The 13964-nt window shown below is 38.4% G+C and carries 7 protein-coding genes; 3 read left to right on the plus strand and 4 right to left on the minus strand.

From position 1 onward, the window contains the following. Positions 1-2: 2 nt before the first annotated feature. The 4 genes from tamL to ccoN all read right to left on the minus strand — a co-directional run bounded on the left by tamL (position 3) and on the right by ccoN (position 10846). Positions 3-2330: a translocation and assembly module lipoprotein TamL gene (gene tamL / locus AC4IF5_RS05360; protein ID WP_490732376.1), complete on the minus strand. Its 2328-nt coding sequence runs from the start codon at positions 2328-2330 to the stop codon at positions 3-5. Continuing rightward, positions 2330-7366, minus strand: coding sequence for a translocation/assembly module TamB domain-containing protein (locus AC4IF5_RS05365; RefSeq protein WP_490732378.1), 5037 nt, complete (start codon positions 7364-7366; stop codon positions 2330-2332). Before AC4IF5_RS05365 ends, tamL begins: the two co-directional genes overlap by 1 nt. A gap of 293 nt (positions 7367-7659) precedes the next feature. Further along, on the minus strand, positions 7660-8547 hold the full coding sequence (locus AC4IF5_RS05370; RefSeq protein ID WP_490732380.1) for a cbb3-type cytochrome c oxidase N-terminal domain-containing protein: 888 nt from the start codon (positions 8545-8547) through the stop codon (positions 7660-7662). 19 nt (positions 8548-8566) lie between these two features. Continuing rightward, a complete protein-coding gene (gene ccoN / locus AC4IF5_RS05375) occupies positions 8567-10846 on the minus strand; it encodes a cytochrome-c oxidase, cbb3-type subunit I (RefSeq protein WP_490732382.1) in 2280 nt (759 codons plus the stop codon). A 183-nt stretch (positions 10847-11029) separates the two neighbouring features. Here ccoN and AC4IF5_RS05380 point away from each other — a divergent pair, with 183 nt between their 5' ends. From AC4IF5_RS05380 to AC4IF5_RS05390, 3 genes are all read left to right on the plus strand, one after another. After that, on the plus strand, positions 11030-11323 hold the full coding sequence (locus tag AC4IF5_RS05380) for a helix-turn-helix domain-containing protein (protein WP_490732384.1): 294 nt from the start codon (positions 11030-11032) through the stop codon (positions 11321-11323). 254 nt (positions 11324-11577) lie between these two features. Beyond that, positions 11578-12996 (plus strand): amino acid permease, encoded by a 1419-nt coding sequence (locus tag AC4IF5_RS05385; protein ID WP_490732385.1) that lies wholly within the window; start codon positions 11578-11580, stop codon positions 12994-12996. A 246-nt stretch (positions 12997-13242) separates the two neighbouring features. Continuing rightward, positions 13243-13875 carry an HdeD family acid-resistance protein gene (locus AC4IF5_RS05390; protein WP_490732387.1) on the plus strand — a complete coding sequence of 211 codons (633 nt, stop codon included), beginning with the start codon at positions 13243-13245 and terminating at the stop codon, positions 13873-13875. Positions 13876-13964 lie beyond the last annotated feature (89 nt).

A 13964-nucleotide genomic window follows, 5' to 3' on the forward strand; every position in this document is an offset into this window, starting at 1 on the left:
TATTAAAAAGGATATCCTATGGCAATATTGAAAACCAGATTATCTTTTCTCCAGCTCGGATCTCCAAAATTAATTTTATCGAAAGCCCACCGGTCTCCTTTTTCGTAATAAGGAACCCTCAGTGGCATGGCCAGATCTAATCTTAAGATCAGAATAGAGAAATCAAGTCTTAGACCAACTCCGGCTCCAACGGCAATTTCATTCAAAAATTCTTTTGAGAATTTCGCTCCCGGTCTGTCCTTATCATTATTGATGAGCCAGATATTCCCGGCATCTACAAAAACGGCAGCATTTAAAAACTTATAAAGATTAGCACGATATTCTGCATTTAATTCAAGCTTGATATCTCCGGACTGATCAAAATAGGTTCCTTCTTTTATTGTTCTCGGATCAAAGCTTCCAGGTCCTAATGTTCTGGCTCTAAATGCCCGGATACTGTTACTTCCTCCTGAGAAAAACTGTTTGGAAAATGGAATGAATTCCGAGTTTCCGTATGGATAGGCGATTCCGGCAATGAATCTTGTTGCCAGCGAAGATTTTTCAGTGAATTTATGATAGAATCTGAAGTCATTTTCAATCTTTGCATATTGGCTGAAAGGAATCCCGAAAATTTGCTTCTCTTTATCTTTTTTTACATTGGCTCCCGTAACCAGGCCGGTGATGTTTCCTGCCAGATCAAGTGTCCCTTTATAATAAACAGTATTCCTTTTCGGAAGCATAGTATTAGTATAGGTATATGAATAGGTAGGTCCAAAGATAAGCTGTTTCTGTACGATTCGCTGCATGGCAGCATTCTCTGCAGATATTTTATAGTATTCCTCTGTAACTTTTGCTGGAGACACCAAAGTAATGTCAATCACTTTCAGTTCATGTTCCTTTCTTGCATTTTCTTTCCATAGATACCCGAATGAGGCTGTAAAATTATTAAGCGTATAATATTTTGTCCTGTTTTGGAATTCATAACCCAATGTAATATTCGTTCTCGGAACAAACGCACTGGATGAGTTAAAACGGAACGGAGCCACAATTCTCGGAATAGAGAGCTGTACATTCGTTCCGGCACGGAACATATTGTTGGCATTTTCCGGACCGCCCATTTGGAAGTCAAAAGCTCCGTATATGGCAGCTTTAAATTGTTCTGCACCCCGGAAGAAATTTCTGTGCGTCCAGTTCAGGTTAAGCTCGCTACCTGCATAGTTCGCAGAGTTTGTTCTTCCTAAAGCTTCCAGACGGAGCGACTGAATTTGTCTTGGTGTCAGTAAATAGTAAGCATCAAATTTATGGTTTAACGAATCTGATACGATGAATTCATTCTTTACAAATTTGAAAACTCCCAGGCTGATCAGCCGGTTCAGGGTAAGATTATGGTTGGAGCGGTTATAAAGATCTCCCTTTTTGAAATATAAAGCCCTGTCGAAAATTTTCGGCTTGAACTTATGCTGAGGATCAATAACATAAATATCATCAAGAGTATGTTTGGAAAGGGAATCTTTATCCATCGGAATGCTGTATTTCCCTTCTTTTACATCTTGGATGTTATAATTGGGAAATACTACAACCTTATCAATGCTGAATTGCTGAGTGGCAAGATCAGGAGTATTATCTTTAAGTTTTACGTTAAGCTCTACCTTATGGTTTTTACTTACCGTACTGTCTGCCTGTACAATGATATTATCAGGATGGAAATAATAAAAGCCTCTTTCCTTTAGACCGTTATCAATTCTTTCCCTTTCTGCCTTGATCACGTCCAGGTCAAATGGTTTCCCGTTTTTAAGAAGTGTTCTCTTCGTTAAACCTTGAATTTCCTGATTAACAAGGGTAGAATCTTTCTGGAACTTTACCCCGTCAATAAGATATCTGGCTCCCGGTCTTAGCGTGTAAATAACCTTAGCTTTTTTGCTCTTTGAAACCGTATCATAAGTAGCTCTTGCATTGAAATATCCCTTATTCTCAGAATAATTTTCAATGATGTCTTTATTGAATTCCCGATCTACGTCACCTAGTAGGACAGGCTTTTCACCCATTTTATATTTAAGCCAGTAATTAAAGCCTTTATCCTTTTTAGGCTCTTTGGCTATATTATAGAAATACAGCTTAGGCCGCATTCCCAAAAATGTAGAATTGGGTTTGGGGGTAAGATTGGCTTCCAGGGCAGATTGCAGATCTTTTTTTTCCTTTTTGGGAATCGTATCATTTTCGATCTTTACTTCGGCTCCGGTATAGAGCATCTGACCTTCTTTCAAAAACCTTGTATTGCTGCAGGAGATCACTGTTGATACCATCCCGGAAACCAACAGATATTTACAATATGTAGGGAATTTCTTACTCATTATTTAAATTCTACCACTTGGTTATTTTGATTCTTTTTAGGTTTTTTCTCTTTTGATTTTTGGAAGATCTCCCGGAATTTATCATAATCCAATGTAATGATAAATCCGATTCCGGTTTCTATGATCTGTCCCTGAAGAGCGACCTGATATTCATCCTTACGATAAGCACGCAGCATATATCTTCCATCTTTTGAAAGACTATAGTCTGCAGATACGTTACCGGCGATATTGGTCATATTTTCATTCTGGCGGGCTTCTCCTTCCAGTCCGAAATTACTTCCTACGGTTACTTTCAATCTATCGTTCAATAATTTTTTACTGATATCCACATTAAGGTCGGTTCTCGTGTTTTTCTGTCCGCTGGAATAGTCTTCCGTTGAATCAAGACCGAAATTCAGGTCGACACCTTTAATCAGACCTGAGGCAAGATTATTTAACTGTTGGGACAGAATTTTACTTACACTCTGTCTTGCCATCGTTTCGGCAGACATTCCGGCACCGCTTTCAAAAGGATTTTCTCCGATGAAACGGTTCAGAAGCAGCAGAGCAAATACCTGTTTGTTCATTTCAGATTCCTGTGTTCTGAGCTGGGTGAGCTTCTGATCAATGACATCTTTAACGTTGGTAGACACGGAATTGTTTTTTTCTTCAGTCGTAATGTCAAAACTAAGCTGAGGCTTCAATAGCTCACCTTTCATTTTTAACAGAGCATTGAATGGTATTCTCTGCTTAAATTGATTTATCAGAGACTGGCTTCCATCACCACTTACCTGTTGTTCTACCAAATCGATAGGTGCGGCTTCAGTTTTATAGACAGCTGTAATGTCCATTTGAGCCATAGTAGGTTCTCCTGTCCAGGTGATGGTACTTCCTTTTTGAATATCAAATTTACGTTTAAGTAAACTAACCGAAAGATCATAGCTTCCTTTTTCAACTTCATACACTCCTACTAATGTCATTTTCCCGGAAGGATCTATTCCTCCTGTTAATTCAGCTTCTCCCTGAAGTTTTACAAAATCACCATTTGCTTTATCTATAACAATGGATAGTTTGGCTTCTTTACTTACTTCAATATTTACACTTACATCCATTCCTTTGATACGGCTTTTGGAATCCAGGGAATCTGCTTTGATCGTTTTGTTTAAAACGACCTGATCCTGATCGATAAATTCCACAATACCGTCTCTTTCCTGTAAAGAAGGACTAGACTGGGGAAGAACGAAAGTGAAATCCGTATTGTCTGCGACACTCAATCTTCCGTCTACTTTGGGTAAATCCAGATTCCCACGGATCCGAAGCCCCGCATCAATCGCAAGAATACCATACATCATGGCATCATTCGATTTTTCTGAATTGACTACTTTGAAATCCTTCGCATTAACGTTAAGATTAAATGCAAAATCCCTGTAGGTTTGTGTAAGAACCTGTCCGTCCACCACAAGGGCATTTCCGTCCTTATCATTGATCTTAAACTTATTAAACTCAATACCACGGCTGGTAAAATTGATCTCATCATTCAGTTTTCTGAAGTCGCTTCCTGTTTTTGCTATTTCCAGTCCCGCATCATTGAACTTTACTTTTCCTGCAATATTGGGCTGGGTTGTATTTCCTGTGATCTTTAGGTTTCCGGAGAGATGGCCTTCCGTATTGGTAATCGCATTCATAGAGAAACCTTGAATGCTTTTCATCTGAAGCTTTTTGATCGCCATATTCAGATCGAATGTACTGGAAGAAGTATTGTAATCCCCGAAAATTTTCACATCATTATTGTTTCCTGAAAGCGCAATATCAGCATTTAAAAGATTCGGTGAAGCATTGTTTACTTTCACCGCAAGGTTTCCGACAGGGCTTCCGTATACGATCAGGTCTGAAACATTTAGGTCGGATGTGAAGGTCATATTTTTCATGACATCTCTTAGCTGAGCAGTTCCGTTGATCGTTCCTCTGGCCAGTACTGGTACTGTATCTTTTTTAATAAGTTCTGTAATGGTTTCGATCTTAAAATCTTTCAATGAAACGTTCAAAGGGCTGCCTGGGTTTTCGTTTTCTGACTGAAGAGAAATTTCACTTCCCGCATTGGATAAAATGAAGTTATCTGCTAAAATTCCTTTGTTGCTGATCTGGATGCTGTTGTTTTCAGCGACATTCCAATCGCTGTAGTTCAGTTTTAGTCCATTAGGATTCAGGGAAATTTCAGTAATATCATTTAACGATTTGGCATTTCCTGCAATAAGGAACTGCGTCACATCTTTGTCGTCTTTGGTGGTAATATTGTAATTGATCGTATTGTCAGCAACATCTCCTCCAATATTGATCTTATGTAAAGATAAACTTGAGCTTTTTAATGAAGCTACGTTGAGATTATACTGCAATGCCTGATTTTCATTGGTTACTTTTAGTGAAGCATTCTCAATGGTATTTTCACCGTATAACAATTGCGGGATCTGTCCGTCAATTTCGATTTTCTGAGAGTCGGCGTCATAGTTCCCTGCCAGGTTGATGGTTTCAAAACTCTTCAGGTCCGGAACAAATTTTCTGATCAGATCATCATTTTTAATCTTCGCGGTAAAGATAAAATGCTGTCCTGGATCTATTTTCTGTGTTTTATCCGGTTTCTGGAACTGGTAATACTGATTGACGGTCTGCGTTAAAGCTCCAAAGATCTGAGTAAGCTTGTATTTGCCTTTGAGCTCAACGTCTGCAATCTGGGAATTGAAAAGAATCTGTGTGGAATCTGTTGTAGATGAAGCCTTCAGATTGATTTCCTGTACAGGATAGACCTCCTTGGTATCAGAAAACGCAAAATTTTTCAGGTTTAAATAGCCATTAAGGTTATTGGGATCGAGGCTTGTAAAATCTCCATCGATCTTTCCGGCAATGATCATCGGTTTTTCATAGAAGCCGAGTTTATTTACATCCAGTTTGATAACCTCTCCATTCACTTTTACCGTAGGATTCTTTTCATCATAAACCCCCGAAGCGGTAAGCAGTAAACTGGCATTCGGATCTTTTGAATCCAAAATAACATGATAGGCTCCTTTATTGATCTTACCTGTCAGATTCATATTCTGGTAACGGTATCCTTTGTATACAGCAGAAGCAACATGACCTTTTAAATCTGCATGGGCATTTTTAAAATCAAAGCTTTCCCCTTTTGCTGCAATCTGTGCAGTGACAGGACCGATATCTTTATTCTGAATGATCTTTCCAACCTGTATTCCCTGAAGATTTGCCTTTACATCATAAAGCTCATGATTTTTTCTGCGCATATCGACATTGGCGATGATAGCAGCATTTCCGAGGGTAGAGTAGAGGTTCAGATCAGCATTGACCATTTTAGTTGTTCCTTTTGCATTTCCTTTGATGCTGAAATTCGAAGGAAGGGAAATATTGGATGGAATGGTATTCTTAGGAACAAGATTGAAGATCGTTTTTGCATTGGAAGAAAATTCTCCGATCCTTAGATCATAATAGAGATGATCAGGATTCATTGCATTCTTGATCTTTCCTGATGCCAGTACTCTAAGCTGGTCTAATCCTGAAACTTTAAGATTCTGGATCAACAGGTCATTCACACTTCCTTTTACATTGGCATTCACATTGAGAACGGCATTCGGATATTTGTTGAACGGAACAGTATTTCTTAAAGTAGGAACCAGATTTAAAATATCTGAAAATCCTATTTTTGAATCTTTAATGTTGGCAGAAATCTTTACTGCACCGAGATTTGAACTTAGCTGATCAATAGAGCTGTAATTTAAAATAACCTCATCACGCAATAAGGTCTTTGGGGTTTGCAGATAAAGATCCTTGAGGTAAGCTTCCTTTTCCGCATACACGAAATCAGTATTGAATTTCTGGATATCCAATCCTCTTCCTTCCTGAATTTCTGCGGAATTGACGGTTCCAGCAAATGTATTATTCTCCATTTTGAAGCTTCTCACCTCCACATTCATTTTGGAAAAGTTTAGATGATTGAAATCCATTCCCTGCTTAGTGGGAGCAATAGCTGTATTGTTGTAAGCTACTTTTACGTCATTAAGGACCAGTTTTCCTAAAAGAAGGCTTATGGCCTTATCCTGGTCGGAAGCTTTGGAGATTTCAGGTTCTTTTGAATTTTTCGGATTGGCATTCTGAGCAGGAAGATAAAGGTTGGCATTGATATCTGCTCCGGAAAGGAAGACATTGGCAACGTTATAGGAATTGTTTTCAAGATCAAGTTTATTGACCTTTGTGCTCAGCTCTTTAAATAAAACTTTAGCAAATGTTTTGGTATTTTCATCACCATAATCGATGTTGAAATTGGTAAGTTTGATGCCTCTCAACCCAATACTCATCGGTTTCTTTTCATTGAGAGAGTCTACTTTTTTCTCCACCTTTTTGGAAACTTCTTCTATAAGGTCCTGCTTTAACTTTAATTTTAATCCGTCAAGATTAATATCATTGACAGCATAGCTGTTTTTATTAAGATCGAAGGTTTTAACCCGGGTATCAAATGATTTAAAATACAGCTTAATGTCATTTTTAGACTGCTGATCGTTGAAAGTAACCCCGATGTCTTTTAAATTAATTTTATCAAGAGAAATAATAAAAGGTTTGGAAGGACTTTCCTCTTTATCACTGGTAGCAAAGGCATCGATGATATAATCGAAATTGAATTTGCCATCAGGCTTTCTTACCACATTGGCCCTGGCTCCTTCCATCTCTAAAGAAGTAATGTCTGCCTTGGAATTGATGAGCTTCAGCATATGTAAACCTACATCAAGCTTTTTCACAGCTAAAAGAGTATCCACATCCTGTCCTTTGAGATAAAGGTTTTCCATCACAAGACTATTGGGAAACCCGATATAGACTCTTTCAAGGCTTACCGGAGTTTTAATCTTTTTCTCGAGATAAACAATAAGCCGGTCCTTGATGAAATTTTGAACGGCAGGAAGTCTCAGGCTTAGTATCAACAGCGTAAGTAAAACCAATATTGAGATAAAGGTTATTGCAATACGCCTTAAAAGTTTTCTTTTGTTGATTCTTGGTTTCAAATGGAATGGGTTTGTAACAAAGATAATAATACTAATTTATTCATTCTCTGTTGTGGTACCCTTTGCGAATGCAAAAATCCTGCCTTGGCTGCCTTATTATGGAATTTTTAGTTTGTAGTTGTCAAGTGAATAGTTGAGTAAGACGAGCCAAGGTGTGGATTTTTATGCTTTAAAATGCCCCCTTTATATCATTTTTTAATGTTGAAAAGGTTTAGTTAGCAAAAATGAAAATTCAAATGTTAGTGTAGTAAAGGGGGCATGGCATGGTTTATATGATAAGATAATAAATTTTTTTAATCGTTTCCGTTTTCCCATTTTACCTCTTCTCCCTGTGGAGCGGCACCACCCTGGGAAGGTGTGATAGGAGCGGTTTCCTGATTGATGTGGTAGATATAAGCCGCAATTTTTTCAGCATCCCTTCCTGTGATAGTTCCATCTTTGATGAAAGGCCTCATTGTAGGATTGTTGGGAGAACCGTTTTCCAGCATCCAGAATACATTTTTAAATAAGCTTTTCTCCTGAATGTTGATCCAGTGGGTATCGGTAAGGTTGGGACCGATACCTCCTTTACCACCATCTCCGTGACAGGTGACACAATTGGTTTTGAACAATTCCTGACCTTCCGTGATATTATCTGCACTGTATTTTGCTGTTTCTAGGTTGACCTGAGGAGCATTTTTTTCATACTCTTCGATGGATGCCAGCATGGTCTTTGCTTCTTTGGTATATTCCGCATCCGGATGGGCGTAATCTGTAAAGGCAAAGGCCGTCAGATATACAGCACAGAATATACATCCGAACCAAAACAGGCCGATCCACCATTTGGGAAGAGAATTATCAAGCTCTGTGATACCGTCAAAACCATGGTCAATAAGAATATCTTTTTCCTCAGTGACTGACTGCTTTTTGAAAGCAGAGTTCCAAAGCTTCTGGTAATAAGGAACGCTTTTTTCTGCCAGGTACTTTTTTTTCTCTTCTTCCGATAACCGGCTGAAGCTTTCGTTCTCAATCAGATCACCAATAGAATTCATGATGAGTAGAAGAATAATAGCAATCAATATCAGTGCCCAGAAAAATGGTGAAGAAAAGTAGCCGGAATCACTGGCGAACATTTCAAAGGCCATGATCGTTAAACCTATCGTTGTTGCGATATATATTGAAATTGGGGTTCTCGTTTTCATTACAATATAATTTTAATGATTACTCTACGCTTGCTGTTTGAATCTGTGTCGTTTTAATGTCTGTACCCAGTCTTTGCAGGTAGGCGATCATCGCTACGATTTCTCTATGCTCAAGCGGGATATAAGCAGATCCTTTTACTGTTCTTTCTTTTGTCATCTGATCTTTTACATCAGTAGCTTCTGAGTAGATTCTCTGTACAATAGCTTTCGATTGGTTATCTGCCCATTGATTGGCTGAGTCGATCTGAGCTTTTGTATAGGGTACATCAAAGGCGTTTTTCATTAATTTCATTTTGTCTACCATTTGGGAGCGGTCCAGCTTGTTGGTAATTAACCATGGAAAACGCGGCATGATAGAACCTGCAGAAGTAATTCTTGGGTTGTACATATGCTTGAAATGCCATGAGTCAGGGTTTCTGCCTCCCTCTCTGTGCAGATCCGGTCCGGTTCTTTTAGATCCCCATAAGAATGGTCTGTCATAAACAAATTCTCCCGCTTTAGAATACTGTCCGTTCTTTCCTTCAAATCTTACGACTTCATCACGGAAAGGTCTGATCATCTGAGAGTGGCAGGAGTTACAACCTTCACGGATGTATAGATCCCTTCCTTCCAGTTCCAGTGGTGTGTATGGCTTTACTGCGGTAATGGTAGGAACGCTTTGCTTCAATGATAATGTAGGAACGATTTCCACAAGACCACCGATTGCTACTGTGATGAAAGCCAATATAGAAAGGAGAGCTGGAGTTCTTTCTAACCACAGATGCACACCTTCTCCTTCTTTTCTTGCGCTGCCTATGTTGGCTAATGCAGGTGCTTCCGCAGGAACCTCTTTCTGGAATGAACCGGCTCTCACTGTTTTGATTACGTTGATCACCATTAAGATTGCTCCTGAAAGATAAAGAACACCTCCTAAGAATCTCATTTTAAAGTAAGGGATGATCGCTGTTACCGTATCTAACCAGTTTTTCCATAATAAGGTTCCGTCCGGGTTGAACTGCTTCCACATTAATCCTTGTGTGAATCCTGAAATATACATTGGTACCGCATAGAAGATAATTCCCAATGTTCCCAGCCAGAAGTGCCAGTTGGCTAATTTTTTAGACCAAAGTGGTGTTCTCCACATGACCGGAACCAGATAATATACAACTCCGAATGCCATGAAACCGTTCCATCCAAGAGCTCCTAAGTGTACGTGACCAATTACCCAGTCGGTATAATGCCCGATTTTATTTAATGATTTTGTTGCTAATAAAGGTCCTTCAAAAGTAGCCATACCGTAACAGGTAACAGCAACTACAAAGAATTTAAGAATAGGATTTTCTCTTACTTTATCCCAGGCTCCTCTTAAAGTAAGAAGACCATTCAGCATACCTCCCCACGATGGAGCGATAAGCATGATGGAGAAACCTGTTCCCACAGCCTGGGCCCATGCCGGTAATGCTGTATATTGCAGGTGGTGAGGGCCGGCCCAAAGGTATACAAAGATCAGCGACCAGAAGTGAATAATGGATAATTTGTATGAGAATACCGGTCGTTGAGCTGCTTTTGGCATGAAGTAGTACATCAGACCTAATACAGGAGTGGTTAATACGAATGCTACCGCATTGTGACCATACCACCATTGTACCAGTGCATCCTTTACACCTGCATATACAGAATAAGATTTCCAGCCTGTGAAAGATAACGGAACTTCCAGGTTATTGAAGATGTGAAGCATCGCTACAGCGAGCCAGGTGGCCAGATAGAACCAGATAGCTACATATAGATGTCTTACCCTTCTTTTGGCAATGGTTCCGAACATATTGATCCCGAAGATAATCCATGAGAAGGCAATTAAAATGTCAATAGGCCATTCATGCTCAGCATATTCTTTAGAGGTATTGATTCCCATTAAGAAAGTAATCACTACGGTAACAATCATAAACTGCCATGACCAGAAATGTAACCAGGATAAGGTGTCACTGTACATTCTTGTTTTCAGCAGCCTTTGCATACTATAGTAAGCACCGCAGAAAAAGGAGTTACACACAAAAGCAAAGATTACGGCACTCGTGTGAAGCATTCTGATCCTTCCGAAGCCCATTGCTCCCTGAGTATTGATCAATCCCTGAATATTACCCGATGCTAAACTTTTAATAGTAGTGTCATCCGTACCGAATAAAAATTCAGGCAATTCAGGATAAAAAAGCATTAATGCGGCCGTAAGTCCCAGCAGAAATCCGACAAGTCCAAATGCGATAGTAGCATAGAGGAATGCTCTGACAATATTATTGTCATAATTAAATTTTTGCGTATCCATAAATTCCAATAGTGTTTACTGAAGTGATATTTTCTCTGAAAAAGTCTTATTTCAGCCCTTTTTCTTTAATGAAAATAAATGTCATGTAACGTGTATAATGTTTTGTCAAAGGTATTTATTAACTTTGTTGAAGGCTAATAGATAATCTTCTAAAATATACCGAAAACTACTAAAACAAAAACGATGAAAATATGTGGGCAAAATATCAGGAAAATCCGTAGGAGCAAAGATCTTACGCAGGAATATATGGCCTTTGAAATGGGGATTTCCCAGAAAGCATATTCCGATATTGAAAACTCTAAGGTGAAGATCAACCTGGAGATCCTTACTAAAATATCTGATATTTTAGACATTAAGCCTTCCGATATCTGCAGTATTTCACATAAATGCGGAACAGCCGGATCTGAAGATAAATATCAGGGCCTTCTGGAATACATGAAAAAGAACAACATTTCGATTCCAAAAGAATATTTATAAATAATAATTAATCCAAGCCTGGTAAAATAGATTTAGATTACTGATGGAGATGTAAGAGAGAACTCCTAAAACTATCTTTTCATCCCAATTACTTCCATCTTCCATACTTAAACTTCCTTATCTCCTTAAAAACAGGAATATCTTATCTTCATTATGTTTTATTGTTATCATTAGTTTGAATTGTCAAATTACCCCATGGAATGTGAATTTCTCTGAAAAGTTTTTATATATTTAGCGACCGAATAATTCATTCAATGAACAACGAAAATAAAACAGGACAAAACGAGACTTTAGTTAGAGGATTAACAAATCGACATATACAATTAATTGCCCTTGGAGGTGCCATAGGAACCGGATTATTTCTGGGAATCGGCCCTGCGGCAGTATTAGCCGGACCATCGGTTATTTTAGGCTATGCTTTAGCCGGTATCATTGCCTTTTTTATTATGCGTCAGCTTGGTGAGATGGTAGTTCAGGAACCGGTTTCGGGTAGCTTTAGCTACTTTGCTTATAAATACTGGGGAAATTTTCCTGGGTTTGCTTCAGGCTGGAACTACTGGATCCTCTATATTCTGGTAAGTATGGCTGAGCTTACGGCCATTGGGCACTATATTCACTTTTGGTGGCCGGAAATTCCCTTGTGGGTTTCCAGCTTATTCTTTTTTCTTGTGATCAACGCTCTTAATCTTGCTTCAGTAAAGGTGTATGGTGAAACCGAATTTTGGTTCTCCATTATCAAAGTGGTTGCTATTATTGCCATGATCATCTTTGGAGTTTACCTGCTGGTAAGTGGAACAGGCGGAGAAAAAGCAACTATTACCAATTTATGGAATGATGGCGGATTCTTTCCCAAAGGATTATTCAATAAAACGGAAAATGGGTTTTCCGGATTGTTTGCTGCCATGGCGATGATTATGTTTTCCTTTGGAGGGCTGGAACTCATCGGGATTACAGCTGCTGAAGCGAAAAACCCTGAGAAAACAATTCCTCAGGCTACCAATCAGGTGATCTATAGAATATTGATTTTCTACGTAGGCGCTTTGGTGATCTTATTCTCACTAAGTCCCTGGAGAGAAATTACAGAAGGTTCAAGCCCGTTTGTCATGGTATTTCAAAATCTTAATGGCCTTGAATTCACTCTTTTTGGTAAAGTAGTTCAGTTCAATTCATTGATCGCTAATGTTCTTAACTTAATTGTTCTGACCGCTGCATTATCTGTTTACAATAGTAGTGTTTACAGCAACAGCAGAATGCTTTTCGGATTGGCTCAGCAGGGAAATGCTCCGAAATTTTTGAAAAAACTGAATAAAAACTCAGTTCCTATCAATGCGATTCTTGTTTCATCATGCTTTGCCGGAATCTGTATTATTATCAATAAATTAGTGCCGGAGAAAGCTTTTGAATACCTGATGGCTCTTGTGGTTTCTACCTTGATTATCAACTGGCTGATGATATGTTATACCCACTTAAAATTTAAAAGATCGATCAATAAATCCGGCATTCAATCGAAGTTTCCATCTATTTTTTATCCTATATCCAATTATATATGTATCGTTTTTTTAGTGCTTATTCTTGGATTAATGAGCATTACAGGAATGGAAATTCAGGTGATTCTGATCCCTGTATGGTTAGGATTCTTGTTCGTAATGTATAGATTATATAAACCTAATTAACATTATAAAAGCACACTAAGTGTATTTTGAAGGGTGAAAATCATTTGATTTTCACCTTTTTATTTTATGTAAATAGTAGTAAAGGTAAACAGTACATTCAGAGAAAAAGAATGATTAGATTCATTATTTTTTGTACCTTAGTAAAGGCTATATTTCAAATTCAGGTGAGAATTATAACCTGTTTGGAGTTCCTGCGGACAAGCCGAACACCGCTATACAAAGTAGGCAAGATTAAAAAAGACACCTATGGCTAATTTATTTCAGACCCTTACCAATACTGTAAAACATTGGTATATTCCCTTGATCTTCGGAATTCTCTTTCTGATCTGTGGCTTTTACGTATTCAGTGTACCTCTTGCAACGTATGTGACGCTTTCTGTTTTCTTTAGTGTTTCATTTTTATTTTCCGGGATCACAGAAATATTCTTTTCCCTGCAAAACAGCAAATCATTACAGGGCTGGGGATGGTTCCTGGTAAGCGGATTGTTGACTACGGCAATAGGGATTTACCTGATCGCAAATCCTCAGATTTCAATGGCTGTGCTGCCGTTTGTGGTAGGTTTCACCTTACTGTTCCGTTCTTTTCAGTTATTGGGCTTTGCATTTGACCTGAAAAGTATGAAAATAATGAGTTGGGGGAATGTAGCCCTTGCCAGTGTGGGAGGAATTATCTTTTCCCTGCTGCTGATATTCAATCCTGTATTTACAGGAATTTCTTTAGTAACCCTTACCGGAGTTTCTTTTATCTTTATGGGAATCGCTTCCATTATGCTGGCTCTGGATCTGAGAAAAGTTAAAAAAATTCCTGGAAAGGTAAGCCAGGAATTAAGGGATAGGATTAAATCTATTCAGGAGGAGATTGATGATCTTAAAAAGTAATAGTTGTATCTAAAATATAAAGGCCTGTATGAGGTCTTTTTTTATTTTCTTGGAAATTAGTATCAATGCAGTCCTAATGGAAGTTTATA

The organism is Chryseobacterium sp. UF-290, from assembly GCF_058245615.1.

Excerpts from the sequence above, each read along its gene's own strand:
- tamL (WP_490732376.1), bottom strand. The coding sequence starts at position 2,330 with ATGAGTAAGAAATTCCCTACATATTGTAAATATCTGTTGGTTTCCGGG.
- AC4IF5_RS05370 (WP_490732380.1), bottom strand. The coding sequence starts at position 8,547 with ATGAAAACGAGAACCCCAATTTCAATATATATCGCAACAACGATAGGT.
- ccoN (WP_490732382.1), bottom strand. The coding sequence starts at position 10,846 with ATGGATACGCAAAAATTTAATTATGACAATAATATTGTCAGAGCATTC.
- AC4IF5_RS05380 (WP_490732384.1), top strand. The coding sequence starts at position 11,030 with ATGAAAATATGTGGGCAAAATATCAGGAAAATCCGTAGGAGCAAAGAT.
- AC4IF5_RS05385 (WP_490732385.1), top strand. The coding sequence starts at position 11,578 with ATGAACAACGAAAATAAAACAGGACAAAACGAGACTTTAGTTAGAGGA.
- AC4IF5_RS05390 (WP_490732387.1), top strand. The coding sequence starts at position 13,243 with ATGGCTAATTTATTTCAGACCCTTACCAATACTGTAAAACATTGGTAT.